This is a genomic window from Azospirillum sp. SYSU D00513, from assembly GCF_017356015.1.
In the GTDB taxonomy this organism is placed as follows: domain Bacteria; phylum Pseudomonadota; class Alphaproteobacteria; order Azospirillales; family Azospirillaceae; genus Azospirillum.
In genome coordinates, this window is the sequence record NZ_JAFIQV010000014.1 from 1 (window position 1) to 13,066 (window position 13,066).

General features: G+C 70.5%; 11 protein-coding genes. 8 read left to right on the top strand and 3 right to left on the bottom strand.

The window, feature by feature from the left end; all coding sequences use genetic code 11:
* Positions 1–119 precede the first annotated feature (119 nt).
* From JUB11_RS12365 to JUB11_RS12375, 3 genes are all read right to left on the bottom strand, one after another.
* Positions 120–764 carry a methyltransferase domain-containing protein gene (locus JUB11_RS12365; RefSeq protein WP_207458853.1) on the bottom strand — a complete coding sequence of 215 codons (645 nt, stop codon included), beginning with the start codon at positions 762–764 and terminating at the stop codon, positions 120–122.
* A gap of 113 nt (positions 765–877) precedes the next feature.
* On the bottom strand, positions 878–1,987 hold the full coding sequence (locus tag JUB11_RS12370) for an AI-2E family transporter (RefSeq protein ID WP_207458854.1): 1,110 nt from the start codon (positions 1,985–1,987) through the stop codon (positions 878–880).
* Positions 1,988–2,133: 146 nt separating this feature from the next.
* Positions 2,134–2,703: a histidine phosphatase family protein gene (locus JUB11_RS12375; protein ID WP_207458855.1), complete on the bottom strand. Its 570-nt coding sequence runs from the start codon at positions 2,701–2,703 to the stop codon at positions 2,134–2,136.
* Between the two features lie 212 nt (positions 2,704–2,915).
* On the opposite strand from JUB11_RS12375, the gene JUB11_RS12380 reads away from it, so the two are divergent.
* The 8 genes from JUB11_RS12380 (at position 2,916) to JUB11_RS32730 (ending at position 13,058) form a co-directional block, all read left to right on the top strand.
* On the top strand, positions 2,916–3,479 hold the full coding sequence (locus JUB11_RS12380) for a chemotaxis protein CheW (protein ID WP_207458856.1): 564 nt from the start codon (positions 2,916–2,918) through the stop codon (positions 3,477–3,479).
* Positions 3,476–4,876, top strand: coding sequence for a CheR family methyltransferase (locus JUB11_RS12385; RefSeq protein ID WP_207458857.1), 1,401 nt, complete (start codon positions 3,476–3,478; stop codon positions 4,874–4,876). Before JUB11_RS12380 ends, JUB11_RS12385 begins: the two co-directional genes overlap by 4 nt.
* Entirely contained in the window at positions 4,876–5,514 is a 639-nt protein-coding gene (locus tag JUB11_RS12390; RefSeq protein WP_247887011.1) for a chemotaxis protein CheW, read from the top strand. The genes JUB11_RS12385 and JUB11_RS12390 overlap by 1 nt, the downstream gene beginning before the upstream one ends.
* A complete protein-coding gene (locus JUB11_RS12395; protein WP_207458858.1) occupies positions 5,511–7,187 on the top strand; it encodes a methyl-accepting chemotaxis protein in 1,677 nt (558 codons plus the stop codon). The genes JUB11_RS12390 and JUB11_RS12395 overlap by 4 nt, the downstream gene beginning before the upstream one ends.
* Complete coding sequence (locus tag JUB11_RS12400) at positions 7,184–9,415, top strand: response regulator (protein WP_207458859.1); 2,232 nt, start codon at positions 7,184–7,186, stop codon at positions 9,413–9,415. The genes JUB11_RS12395 and JUB11_RS12400 overlap by 4 nt, the downstream gene beginning before the upstream one ends.
* Positions 9,412–10,533: a chemotaxis protein CheB gene (locus JUB11_RS12405; protein WP_207458860.1), complete on the top strand. Its 1,122-nt coding sequence runs from the start codon at positions 9,412–9,414 to the stop codon at positions 10,531–10,533. The genes JUB11_RS12400 and JUB11_RS12405 overlap by 4 nt, the downstream gene beginning before the upstream one ends.
* Positions 10,530–11,327: a response regulator gene (locus tag JUB11_RS12410; protein WP_207458861.1), complete on the top strand. Its 798-nt coding sequence runs from the start codon at positions 10,530–10,532 to the stop codon at positions 11,325–11,327. The genes JUB11_RS12405 and JUB11_RS12410 overlap by 4 nt, the downstream gene beginning before the upstream one ends.
* Positions 11,328–11,489: 162 nt before the next feature.
* Positions 11,490–13,058, top strand: coding sequence for a hybrid sensor histidine kinase/response regulator (locus JUB11_RS32730; protein ID WP_348771419.1), 1,569 nt, complete (start codon positions 11,490–11,492; stop codon positions 13,056–13,058).
* Positions 13,059–13,066: the final 8 nt, after the last annotated feature.

The following is a 13,066-nucleotide window of genomic DNA, read 5'->3' on the forward strand; positions in this document are numbered from 1 at the left end:
TCGGGCTGCCCAGGCTCGCATGACCTCAATCCTTCGAACCGCCCGGTGCGGACCCGCATGCCGGGTGGTGTGGGAGGGGTGCGGTCCACCAGGATCGCCCCCTATCCCGATGGACCCGCTTACTGCGCCGCCTGGCGCGCGGGTGCGGTGTTGCGGCAGTTCAGGACGCTGAACAGCCCGAAGGGCGGTACCTGCTCCAGCGCCGCGACCTCGACCTCCGATCCCGCCAGCAGCGAATCGAGCGTGAAATCCGGGCGCCAGCCGAGCGTCTTGGAGAGCGGCGCCAGCTGGCGTTCGACCGTGCGGCGGATGCCGGGCCGGGTCTCGGCGAAATGGTTGACGATCAGGATGTCGCCGCCGGGTTTGCAGACCCGCTGCAACTCCGCCATCGTGCCCTGCGGATCGGGCACCACGGTCATCACGTACATGGCGACGACGAGATCGAAGCTGCCATCCTCGAAGGCGAGCTTGCCGGCATCCATCTCCAGCAGCCCCTCCACATTGTCGAGCCGTTCGTCGCGGACGCGCTTCTGCGCGATGCGCAGCATGTCGGTCGACAGGTCGATGCCGACGACGCGGATGTCCTTGCGGTAGTCCGGCAGGGACAGGCCGGTGCCGACCCCGACCTCCAGCACGCGTAGCCCGCCGCGCCTGTTGATCCGTTCGACGGCGGCGTGGCGCCCGGGGGCCATGATCGTGCCGAACACCTTGTCGTACAGACGCGCGTAGCGGCGGTACGCGTTGCGGATGGATTCCGAGTCCATGTTCCTCCCACTCTCCCGTTCAGGCCGATTTGCGACGGAAATTGCCCGATTGCGACAGACAATGCCCTTGATGGTCTGATGTCACAAGAGGTTGAGACAGGGAGGGCGCGGAATCATTCCGCGCGGGTGCTCTCCTCGAAGTCCTTTACGTCGCTCTTGTCGCTGAAATAGACGGCGAAGGGACGCAGGCCGTCGATGTGGGTCATGGCGATGGCGATCATCACCGCCATGGGGGCGGCCAGCAGCGCGCCCGCCACCCCCCATAGCCAGCTCCACAGCATGAGCTGGAACATGATCACCAGGGGCGAGATGGAGAGCTGCTTGCCCTGAACCCAGGGTGCGACGAGGTTGCCCATGACCTGTTCGATCACCAGGATGCCGCCGGCCACGATCAGGGCGGTACCGGGATCCTTCTGGAGCACGGCCATCATCACCGGCAGGGCGCCGGCGATCAGCGATCCCGCGAGCGGGATGTAGTTCAGCAGGAAGGCGAGGAAGCCCCACAGGAAGATGAAGTCCAGCCCGAAGGGCCAGAGCCAGAGGACGTAGAGCACGCCCGTCAGGATGCCCAGCAGGCTGCTGACCACGAGGTACTGGCGGAATTTCTGAGCGATGGCGGTGACCGCGTCCATCGCCTCCGCCACCGAGTCTCGGCCCAGCGTGTTGGCGACCTTCTCGCGCCACACCGGTGCCTCGACCAGCATCAGCAGGGCGAGGAAGACGATCAGCGCCAGCGTCAGCGCGGTGTGGCGCAGCGAGTCGAGCACGGCCAGCGCCACGCTCGTGACCGGATCGGCGCCGGCGGCCGGCTGCGCGCCCTGCGCGCCGGCCGCGTCGCCGAGGATGTCCTGCTTTGTGCCGTTCACCCAGGCCTGCGCGTCGGCCAGCAGCTTCTGGAACTCGTCGGCGTATTGGGGGAACTGCGCCGCGACGCTCTGCGCCACGAACCAGAGGCTGCCGACGAAGGCCGCGATCAGTGCCAGGATGACCAGCATCGCCGCCGCGTAGCCGAGCCACCCGACGCGCGCCGGAACGCGGTCCTGCACCCAGCGGCTGACCGGGGCGACCCCGACCGCCACGAAGAAGGCGGCCGTCATCGGGATGAAGATGGAGGAGGTGACCTGAAGAAGCCAGATGACGGCGATGAGCGTCAGGATGCTCAGAAGCGAGACGCCGATCTTGGCCCGGTCGAACGGCCATGCGCGTCTTTGTCCGCTGTCCACGGTGGCTTTCTCCCGCTTGCCGTCCGGTCTTCCGTGACAGCAAGACGCGACAGCCACGCCCAAGGTTCCAGACCTTGCCCCGGCCTCGTGAGAAAGAAGGGGGTAGCGATTCGGCGCAACGGCCGGCGTCCCGGCCGATGGCGCTGTCAGCGCCCGGGCGCGATCCGTCCGCGGATGGCGGGCTTTCCGTCGGCGCCCATGGCGATGACCACGATCTCGCCCGAGGCGGGATGGACGCCGGTCAGTGCCGTGATGTTCACCTGGTGGGTGACCAGCACGAGCTTTTCCGAACCCGCCCGCTCGGCCAGGAGGCTGCGCAGGGATTCGGTCTGGGCCTTGCCGTCCTCCCAGTTTCCGAAGAAGGAATCCAGGACGGGTTCCGGTGCGACCGGGGCGACGTTCATTTCCTCGGCCGTGTGGAGGGCACGGCACCAGCGGCTGGTCAGAACCCGGTCCACCTGGACACCGCGTTCGCGCAGAGCGGCGCCGGTGGCCCGCGCCTCCGCCCGTCCGGCCTCGTTCAGGTTCCGCTGGGTCGCGCAGTCCTCCAGCCGGAAGCCCGGCGGATCGCCGACGCCCGGTGCCGTCGCGTGCCGCATCAGCGCCGCCGTTCCCGGCTCCCGCAGCGCCGCCCAGGCACCATCGTCGGCCAGGGCCGGACCCGCCGTGGTGGCGAGGCAAAGGACGGCGAGCAGGGATCGCGCGAAGCGGGGCATGGAAACATCTCCGGCAGAGGCCGCGGGCGGACAGATCAACCTCTGCAATATTGGCCGGAGCGCTGGAAAGGAAACGGCACAAGACTTCGGGCGCTCTAGGCGGAAGGTTATATGATGATGCGCCGGGGACGTTAGGGGTATTTCCATCCCGGTGTGGTTGCGGCATTTTTGCCGCTGATTCTCCCGCCGAAATACAAGGTGCCTTTTTCCGAATGGTCGCAGCGTCTTCCGCACCGGCGACACGCTATGCCGTCTTCTCCGTGGCGGGCCAGCTTCTGGCCCTGCCCGCGGACGCGGTGCGCGCCTTCGTGCCTCTCCCGCGCCTGCAACGCGTTCCCGCCGCTCCCGGCCTTGTCGAGGGCCTGTTCCGCTACCGGGGAGAGGTCGTGCCGGTGCTGCGCCTGGACGGGCTGCTCGGTCTGCCGCGCGGCGCCGACCATGTCTACACGCCGCTGATCCTGCTGAAGGGCCGTGACCGGCCGGTGGCCCTCCTGGCCGAGCGCGTCCAGGACATCGCCGAGGTGAGGGACGACGCCATCCTGCCGGCGGACCCGGCCCTGTCCTTCAACGGCTGCGCGGTCGGCAGCCTGCCCGCCGGGGGGGGGCGGACGGCCACGCTGCTGGCCGCCGGCCGGCTGCTGACCGAGACGGAGGTGCGGCTGCTCGACGGGTTGCGGGCGGTCGAGGCCGAGCGGCTGGCGCGCTGGTCGGCCTTCGATGCCGGGCAGGCCCCCGTGGAAGCGGGTGGCGTGGCCGGGACGCAGGCCGTCCCATGAGCCTGATCGACGACGTCCTGCGCGATCCCGCCTTCCAGAGGCTGAAGTCGGTGGTGATCGGGGCGACGGGCCTTGCCTATTACATGGACAAGGACGCCGCCTTCGCCGAACGCATCGCCCGCCGCCAGGACAAGAGGAACTTCACCGGCCTGTCCGACTATCTGGCCGTCCTGCTGAAGGACGGGCCGGCCGGGCCGGAATTTCAGGCGCTGATCAACGAACTGGCGGTGGGGGAGACCTTCTTCTTCCGCTATGCGGAGCAGTTCGAGGCCTTGCGCGCCGTGGCGATCCCGGAATGCCTGCGCCGCAACCAGGCCAGCCGGACCCTGCGTATCTGGAGTGCGGGCTGTTCCATCGGGCCGGAGGCCTACACGCTGGAGATCCTGCTGAAGCAGCATTTCGCGGCGGAGCTGGAGGGGTGGCAGGTCAGCATCGTCGGGACCGACATCAACGGCGCCTTCATCGAGCACGCCAAGCGCGCGGCCTATGGCGACTGGGCCATGCGCGGCCTGTCGCCCGAGACGCTGTCGGCCTGCTTCGACCGGGAGAAGGACCAGTGGGTCGTGAAGCCGCAATACCGGACCTGGACCAGCTTCTTCCAGTTCAACCTGGTTGAAGGGCCGCTGCCGAGCTACACGCGCGGGCTGGGGGCGCTCGACATCGTGCTGTGCCGCAACGTCATGATCTATTTCGACGAGGCGGCGCGCGTCCGGCTTCTGCAGGGGCTGCACGACACGCTGGTGAACGGCGGCTGGCTGGTCGTCGGCCATGCGGAAACCGGCCAGCAGATGACGCCGCTCTACACGCCGGTGCCTGTGCCCGGCGCAACGCTCTACCGCAAGCCCGAACCGGCCGCGCAGCCGGCGCCCCCGCCGGCCGCCGTGCCGGACGAACTCCCAACGCTGCCGCCCCCCGCCCGGCCCCGTCCGACCCCGGAAGCGCGGCGGGTGCCGCGACGCGAGGAACCGCGATCCGAGGAGTCCCGCGCCGAGGCTGCCCCGGCGGCGAAGACCCCGCCCCCAGGGGCGGACCTGCCGGACAGCCTCGACCGCGCCTCGGCGCTGGAGGCCTGCCTTGCCAGGATCGAGGGTGACCGGCTGAACCCGGCGCTCCACTTCCAGCTCGGCCTGCTGGAGGAGGAGCTGGGGGTCGGAGACGCGGTCGCGGCCTTCCGGAGGGCGCTCTACCTCGACCCCGGCTTCGCGCTGGCCGATTACCAGCTGGCGCTCGCCTATTGGCGGCGCGGCAAGCTGACGGCGGCGCAGCGCCATTTCCGCAACGCGTTGGACAGCGTCAACGGCATGGACGGCGACGCGCTTGTGGCGGAGGGCGGTGGCCTGACCGTGACGGAACTGCGCAGCATGATCGAGCTGTGGCTTTCGGGTGAGGAGGGCTGATGCCGGACCGCATGACCGAACCGCAGGTCCCGACGACCCGGACGGGCGGCATCGACTGGCGGGTGGTGCGCGAGCGGCTGGACCGTTCCCGCGCCGCGCTGGAAAGTGCCTTTTCCGGCGAGGGCCCCTGGACCGACGACCTCCTGCTGCGGCGGGAGCGGGAGCTTGCCGACGCGGCGGCCTCAGCCGAGGAGGAGAGCCCGCGCGCGGCGGTGCTGATCGCGCGCGGGCAGGGCAGCCGCCGCTACGGGCTGGAGCTGACGCGGCTCGGCAGCATCCTGCCCCTGCCGCGCGTGGCGCGGGTGCCGGGCGCGCCGCCGCAGCTTGCCGGGCTGATCGCCGTCGGCGGACGCGTGATGCGGCTCTATGACGTGGACCGGCTCTGCGGGCAGGGCGCCAAGCCTTCGGAACCGCAGGAGGGCGGTTTTGCCATCGTCCTGCGCGGCATGGCGCGGCCCGTGGCGCTGCGCCTCCAGTCGGTCGAGGCCGTGGCCGAGATCGATCTCACCCGGTTCGGCAGCCGTTCGGAAGCCGGACCCTATGTTCGGGCCATCACCGAGGAGCGCGTCGCGATCCTCGACGTGGCGGCCATCATCGATGCTCTACAGGATGCCCGCAAGGGCACGGGGGACGTATGAGGTTCAAGGTCGCGCACAAGCTGATGCTCAGCTTCGGTGCGCTGTGCGTGCTCACCGCGCTGCTCGCCATTTTCCAGATGTCGCGCTTCTCCGAAGCCGTGCGCATCATGACCGCCATGGCGACCTACGACCTGGAGGTTTCGGAACAGATCCGCGAGATCGGCAACCGGCAGTCGGAGCTGCGCAGCCTGCGCGAGACGGCCATCGCCGCCGCGGCGCTCGCCGGCACGCAGGGGCAGGTGCCCGACACGGGCAATCTCCGGCAGCGGCACGACGAACATGCGCGCGCCCTGATCGCGACGGTCGAGGCCATGGAGGCACGGCTGCAGGACCGCTCGACCCAGGGCGTGACGGAGCGCCGCCGCGCCTATTGGACGGAGCTGCTGAACATCACCTTCGAATTTGACCGGGCGCTCCGCGCCTCGCTCCAGCAGGACGCGGCACTCATCGACTTCGTGGAGCGCGGCCAGCTCGACCGGATCGAGGAGCAGCGCGACCGGCTGGAACAGGCGCGGCGGCCCATGCAGGACCGGCGCAATCAGCTTCACGCGACCGTCGCGCGGCTGAGCGACACCGGCCGGCAGGACGTGACGGAGATCTACAACGAAGCGGTCCGGTCGTCGGTCATCGCCCTTCTGGTCGTGGTCGCCGCCGCCGTCCTGATCGCCTACATCATCGGCCGCTCCATCACCGGGCGGCTGGGAACCGCCATCGGCTACGTCGCGCGGGTCGGGCAGGGCGACCTGACCCAGACCGTGACCGTGCCGGGGGACGACGAGCTGGCCGCGCTCGGCCGCGACCTGAACGATATGACCGGGAAGCTGCGGTCGATGGCGCAGACCACGCGGGCGACCGCGGAGAGCGTCCACGCGGCCACCGCGCAGATCCGCGCCTCCACCCAGCAGCAGGCGGCCAGCGTGTCGCAGCAGCTCGCCGCCGTGGAGGAGACGACGGCGACCTTGAGCGAGATCACGGAGTCCGGCGCGCAGATCAGCCGCCGCGCCCAGGACGTGGCCAAGAGCGCGCAGACGGCGTCCGCCACCAGCGGCACCGGGCTGAAGGCGGTGGAGGACACCAACACGGCCATGGACGCGATCCGCGAGCAGGCGGAAGCCGTGGCGGAGAACATCGTGATCCTGTCCGAGCGCACCCAGGCCATCGGCGAGATCATCGTGACGGTCAACGACATCGCCGAGCGCTGCCACCTGCTGGCGCTCAACGCCGCCATCGAGGCGGCCGCCGCCGGCGAGCACGGCCGGACCTTCGCCATCGTTGCGGCCGAGATCAAGAGCCTGGCCGACCAGTCCAAGGAGGCCACGGTCCAGGTCCGCTCCAACCTCAGCGAGATCCAGCACGGCATCAACAGCTCGGTCATGCTGACCGAGGAGGCGGTCAAGCGCGTGACCGCCGGAAAGCGCCAGACCGACGCGGCCCAGGGCACCATCCGCGACATGGCGGAGAACATCCAGGAAAGCGTCATCGCCTTCCAGCAGATCGTCGCCGGCACCAACCAGCAGCAGATCGGGCTGGAGCAGGTCATCCAGGCGCTCCAGAACATCCGCGCCGCCAGCAGCCAGACCGCCGCGGGCACCCGGCAGCTCGAGGGTGCGGCCACCAACCTCAACGACCTCGGCCAGGGGCTGGTCGAGGCTGTACGGAACTACCGCGTGTGACCGACATCCGGCAACGGCTGCTCGCCGCCTTCGAGATCGAACACCAGGACCATCTCGCCTCGATCCGGGAGGCCCTGCGGCTGACCGAGTCGACCGGCGAGCCGCCGGACCTGATCGACGTCCACCGGCGCGCCCACAGCCTGAAGGGCGCCGCGCGCGCCGTGGACCTGCCCGACGTCGAGGCGATCTCCCATCGGCTGGAGGAGGTCTTCCTAGCCGTTCAGGCGGGGACCGTCCCGCTGGACGCCGGGACCGTCTCGGTCGTGCGGCGGTCGCTGGACGCCATCGAGGACGTGGTCGCCTGGGCGACGCGGGGCGGGGAGGAGGTGGCGCTCGCCGATCTGCTGGCCGATCTGGACCGGCTGGCCGGCGCGCGCGCGGCGCCGCGCCCCGCCGAGACCGCGCCCGCGGCGGTGGTGGAGACCGCGGCGCGGGCTGGGGGCGCCGCACCGGAGCGGCGGGCGGCCGACGCCGACACGCCGTCGCTGGTGAGGGTGGGCAGCGAGGGGCTGGAACGGCTCTTCACCGCCACCGCCGCGCTTCTGCCGGAGGTGGAGGCGCAGGCCGGGCTGGCGGCGCAACTGCGCCAGCTTCGCGGGGAATGGCGGGCGCTGGACCGGTCTTGGCGGGACATTCGCGCCCGCATGGACAAGGCCGGAGCAAAGGAAACGGCCGACAAGGACGGCATGGAGGCGATGCTCGCCGGATTCGAACGGCGGCTGCGGGGGCTCGGCGGCGGGCTGGACGGGGTCCACCGCTCGCACGACCGGCTGCTCTGGTCCCTGCGGCGCTGGGGCGGCGGGCTTCAGGAGGATGTGAGCCATCTGCGCATGGTGCCGGCGGAAAGCACCTTCCGCGGGCTCGGCCGCATGATCCGGGAACTGAGCCGGTCCCAGGGCAAGGAGGTCGAGGTCGATCTGCGCGGCATGGAGGTCAAGGCCGACCGCGCCGTGCTGCAACGGCTGAAGGATCCGATCCTGCACATCGCGCGCAACACGGTCGGTCATGGCATCGAGACCCCGCGCGAGCGGGAGGCAGCGGGCAAGCGCCCGGCCGCGAGCGTGCGGGTGGAGGCGGAGACGGTCGGCAGCCGGCTGCGGATCCGCGTGGAAGACGACGGCCGCGGCCTCAACCTCGAGGCGATCGCCCGCCGGGCGGTGGAGCACGGCTTCCTGTCCGAGGAGGAGGCGACGGCGGCGCTGTCCGACGGGCCGGCCGAACGGCTGGCCGAACTGCTGTTCGAGCCGGGCTTCTCCACGGCGGAGTCCACCACGGAGATCTCCGGCCGGGGCATGGGCATGGCCATCGCCCGGCGCGAGGTGAAGGCCCTCCAGGGAACGCTGACCATCACGGAACGCGCGGGCGGCGGGACCGCCGTCACCATCGAGGTGCCGCTCAGCCTGCTCAGCCAGAGGCTGGTCTTCGTCCGCGTCCAGGACAGCGTGCTGGCGCTGCCATCGGCGGACGTGGCGCGGCTGGTGCGGACCGACGCCGGGGCGCTGCTGACCGGCTCCGCCGTGCCGATGGTCCGGATCGACGGGGAGGACGTGCCGCTGGCCCCGCTCGCGGCCCTGCTCGGCATGGAGGCGCCCGCGGTCCCGAAGGAGGGGCAGCGGCTTCTGCTCGCCCTCGTGCGGGCGGGGGAACGGCGGATGGCGGTGATCCTCGACGAGTTCCTGCACACCGCCGACACGGTGGTGGCGTCGGCGGAGGAAAGCGGAATCGACGCCGCGCGCTTCCTCGGCACGGTCCTGCTGGCCGACGGTTCGCCCGCCATCGTGCTGAACGTGGCCGGGCTGTTCCCGGCCGCCGGGGCGGAGATGCCGCGTTTCGTGCGCCCGGCCGAGGCGGCGCCGGCCGCGCGTCCCCATATCCTGGTCGTGGATGATTCGATCACCACCCGGACGCTGGAGAAGAGCATCCTGGAGGCGCACGGGTACCGCGTCACCCAATGCGTGGACGGGCGCGAGGCGCTGGAGCGGCTGCTGGAGGGGATCGACGTGGAGCTCGTCATCAGCGACGTGGAGATGCCGCGCATGGACGGCTTCGCGCTGCTCCAGGCGGTGAAGTCCACCCCCAGGACCGCCGACCTGCCGGTCATACTGGTCACCTCGCGCGCCAGCGACGAGGACAAGGAGCGCGGGCTGCGGCTGGGCGCCGATGCCTACATCGTGAAGACCCGGTTCGATCAGAACGAACTGCTGGCCGGCATAAGGCGGCTGATATGAGCCAGGCGAAGGTCAGGGTCCTTGTGGTCGAGGACTCGCCCGTGGTGCAGCAACTGCTGACCCACATCATCCTGGGCGATCCCCGGCTGGAGATCGCGGCGGTCGCCTCCTCCGGCGAGCAGGCGCTGCGGCTGATCGACCGGGTGAAACCCGACGTCGTGTCGCTCGACATCCGGCTGCCGGGCATCGACGGGTTCGAGGTGACCACCCGGATCATGCGGCAGCGGCCGACGCCCATCGTGGTGGTCGCCGCGGACGTGAACGACCTGGACATCCCCATGCGCGCCCTGCAGGCCGGCGCGCTGGCGGTGGTGGCGAAGCCGGGCAGCATGGCGCGCGCGGATTACGAGACCGTTGCCGGGCATCTGCGCACGCAGCTCTACAGCATGAGCCAGGTCAAGGTGATCACCCAGCGCGCCGGCCAGCGCCTCGGCGGCCCGCCCCTCCGCGACGCCGCGCGGGCGATCGCGGATTTCCGGCCCGCCGTGGCGCCGGAGCCGGGGGCAGCCGTCCGCCCGGTAGGGCCGCCGCCCTCCGCGCGCAGCTACCAGGCCCTGGCACTGGTCGCCTCAACCGGCGGGCCGGCGGCGTTGGTGAAGGTGCTGAACGGGCTGCCGAAGGACTTCCCCCTGCCGATCTTCATCGTCCAGCACATCGGCGCCCCCTTCGTGGCGGGCTTCGCCTCCTGGCTGGAGTCCGTCTGCCCCTTTCCGGTCGGGCTCGGCCAGCCGCGCGAACAGCCGCGCCGCGGCCGGGTCTATGTCGCCCCGGGCGACCGCCACATGACGGTGGACACGGGCGGGATCCGGCTGGTCGAGGGGGAGCTGGTCTGCGGCCAGAAGCCGGCCGGGGAGGTGCTGTTCTCCTCCATGGCGCGCGGCTATGGCCCCTCATCCATCGGCGTGCTGCTGACCGGCATGGGGGAGGACGGGGCGCGCGGCCTGCTGGAGATGCGGCAGGCCGGCGCCTACACCATCGCCGAGCACGCCTCGACGGCGGTGATCCACAGCATGCCCGGCACCGCCGTGCGGCTCGGCGCGGCGCTGGAGGAATTGCCACTGGACAGCATCGCGCCCCGCCTGCTGGAATTGGTTTCTATGGGAATGGAGCAGCCATGACCGGCCCCAGGGCATTGATCGCCGTCTCGTCGCAGACCCAGGGCCTGCTTCTGAAGCTCCTGCTGGAAGAGCAGGGGATCGAGGCCGTCTGCGTGGAGCGGATCGACGGCGCGGTGGCGGATCTGTCCCTGCGGTCGGCCGACCTGCTGCTGGTCGAGAGCGGCCTTGCCGGGCCCGAGGAGATCGCGGAGCTGCGCCGGCGCTGCCCGGCGCCGGTCATCCTGCTAAGCGGGTCCCAGGTCGGGGCCGGGCGCCGGGACGGGGACGCGCCCGCCATTGATCTGGCCGACCCGCACGCCGTGGTGCGCGAGGCGACGGCCATACTGGCCCAGCGGAACGGGCCGCCGAGTGCGGCCGACATCTTCCGGCGCGCGCGCATCCTGATCGTGGACGACAGCGCCACCTACCGCGAGTATCTGCGCGCCGAGTTGGAGGAGGAGGGCTGCAACGTCACCGCCGCCCGCAACGCGGAGGAGGCGGTGGCCGCGCTGGACGACGGCGGGCTCGACTGCGTCATCCTCGACCTCGTCATGCCGGGCACCAGCGGGACGCAGCTCTGCGAGCGGTTCGACCGTTTCCGCCGCCGGCGCGGGCTGTTCTTCCAGATCGTCATCCTCACCAGCCAGGACAGCGAGGACAAGCTGATGGCGAGCCTGACGGCGGGGGCGGACGATTTCGTGGGCAAGGCCCAAGCGATGGAAGTGCTGAAAATCCGGTTGATGGCGCTGCTGAGGCGGAAATACTTCGTCGAGGACCAATTCCTGAGGCTGTCGCGCGGTCCGGCACCCTCATAGTGGTTCTACATCGTTCGGTATGTTCCCAATGGATTGGGTCCGGAGCCGCCTCACCAATTTCCGGGCTGCGCGAATTCCGGCACCCGATTAAATCATGGCTAGCACTGGTTCTTGCCCACGATGTCCGATACACTTGCCATCCACGATCCAAGGGACTTACGGGTGACGTTTCGACCGCACGACGAACAGGCAGTCAGCCCCGTGCGGGAGGAATCCGACTGCATCGGGAACGCGCGCCGGATCTGCGACCTGTGCGCCGTGCCAGCCCTGCTGGTGACGGGGCTGCCGGACGACGACGCCCTGGTCCACGGCAACGCCGCGCTGGCGGCCCTTCTCGGCCACAGGCCGCTGAGCGGGTCGGGGCCGGCCCATGCCTATCTCCAGGATGCTTGGCCCTCGGTCGCCGCGGCGCTCCGCCCGCTGTTCGCGCCGGGTGGAGCCGGCCTGTCCGAAGGCGTCCCGCTGGCCGTCGAATCCCTGCCCGGCCAGACCGAGCCGCTGCCCATGCGCGCCGTCCCGCTGGTCGAACGCGGGCGGGTGGTCGGCGCGCTCGCCATGGCGGCGACGGACGACGTCACCGGCCGCATGGCGAAGGCCATGCGCGCGGAAATCGACCGCACCACCGCCGCGCGCTCGCGCTTCCTGGCCGCGGCCAGCCACGACCTGCGCCAGCCCTTCCAGGCGATGCGGCTGTTCCTTGATGCGTTGAACGCGCAGATCAAGGAGGAGAAGCCCCGCCGCACGGCGGAGATGCTCGGCAACGCCATGACGGCGGGCGAGCAGCTCCTCAACGCGCTGCTGGACATTTCCACGCTCGACGCCGGCACGGTGAAGGCGGAGATACGGACCTTCGCTCTGGACGAAATGCTGGGCCAGCTGGTCGAGGAATTCCGCCCCCAGGTGAAGGAAAAGGGTCTGGAGCTGCGCGTGCATCTCCAGCCGGGCTTCACGACCAGCGACCCGGTCCTGCTCGGGCGGATCGTGCGCAACCTGATGACCAACGCGATCCGCTACACGCAACGCGGCGGGCTGATGCTGTCCATGCGCCGGCGCGGCAACCGCTGGCGCGTCGAGGTGTGGGACACCGGCTTCGGCATTCCGGACGAGCAGCAGCAGGCGATCTTCGACGAGTTCCACCAGCTCTCCAACCCCAGCCGCGATCCGACGCGCGGCCTCGGCCTGGGCCTCGCCATCGTGCGGCGGCTGTCCGAGCTGTTGAACGCCCCGGTGGACATCCGGTCAGAGGTCGGCCGGGGATCCGTCTTCGCGGTGACGGTCGAGCGGATCGAGGCCGAGCCGGCGGAGAAGCCGGCGCGGGACGCGCGGGAGTCCTCGCCCGAGGCGGATTCGGCGGTGGCGGACCTCACCGTTCTCGCCGTGGACGATGATGCGATGGTGCTGTCCGGGCTGGAGCTGATCCTGCAGGGCTGGGGCTGCAAGGTCGTGGCGGTGACCAGCATGCGCGAGGTGTTCGCGGCACTGGACGGTCTGGACGAGCCCCCGGACGCGATCCTGACCGACCTGCGCCTGACCGGGAACGTGTCGGGCTTCGACGTCATCGACCGGGTGCGGCGCCTCTACAAGCGCGACATACCCGCCGTCGTGCTGAGCGGCGAGACGGCCCAGGAAACCCTGATCGAAGGCCGCAACCGCGGCTGCGCCTTTCTCCACAAGCCAATCCACCCCGACGAGCTGAAGCAGGTGCTGGAGCAGGTCTCCCGCAAGGGGTAGGGGAGTTG